Annotated in this window: 1 protein-coding gene; it reads right to left on the bottom strand. The window is 55.9% G+C overall.

Annotated elements, in window-relative coordinates:
* A partial coding sequence (locus tag AC1D0Z_RS22685) for an LON peptidase substrate-binding domain-containing protein (RefSeq protein WP_477660390.1) occupies window positions 1-1,030 on the bottom strand: 1,030 nt, incomplete at both ends.

Consider the following 1,030-nt stretch of genomic DNA (forward strand, 5'->3'; position numbering starts at 1 on the left):
CTACCAGACACAGGATCGGTGCCTTGAGCTTGTCCACGCGTTGCTGCACCGCGAGATACTCAACAATGCGGTCCTTGACTTTTTCAAGACCATAGTGGTCTTCATTCAGAACGTTTTCTGCGTTGCCCAGATCGTGTTTGATCTTGGTCTTCTTGCTCCACGGCAAGCCGGTCAGCACGTCGATATAGGTGCGCACCACTGTTGCCTCGGCAGACATCGGCGACATAAGCTTGAGCTTCTTGAGCTCGCTCTCAGCCTTCTTGCGGGCGTCCTGCGGCATCTTGGCCGTCTTGATCTTTTTCTCGATCTCTTCGATGTCCGCGCCTTCTTCGCCTTCGCCCAATTCTTTCTGGATCGCCTTCACCTGCTCATTGAGGTAGAAATCGCGCTGGTTTTTTTCCATCTGGCGTTTGACTCGCCCGCGGATTTTTTTGTCGACGTTGAGAATGTCGACTTCACGCTCGAGCTGCTCGTAGAGGTTTTCAAGCCGGGCCTTGACATTGTCAAGGTCCAGGATCACCTGTTTGGCATCCAGCTTGAGCGGCAGGTGCGCCGCAATGGTGTCGGCCAGGCGGCCCGCATCGTCGATGCTGGAGATTGACGTCAATATTTCAGGAGGAATTTTCTTGTTCAGTTTGACGTAATGGTCAAACTGCTGCATCACGGCGCGTCGCAGCGCTTCAATCTCACTGGTCTTGTCGCCGGCGATCACCACCACAGTCTCAACAGGAGTGACATTGGCCGTGAAATGCTGCTCGCCCTCTTCGATCTTGTTCACGCTGGCGCGCTGCTGCCCTTCCACCAACACCTTGACGGTGCCGTCAGGCAGTTTCAGCAACTGCAGGATCGTCGCAACACAGCCCACCTGGAACATGTCCTCCACCGAAGGCTCATCTTTGGCAGCCGCCTTTTGCGCCACCAGCATGATGCGGCGCTCGGCCTCCATGGCAGACTCCAGCGCCTTGATGCTCTTGGGGCGGCCTACAAACAGGGGAATGACCATGTGCGGAAAGACCACCACATCCCGCAG

The organism is Polaromonas sp. P1_E3 (assembly GCF_056405935.1).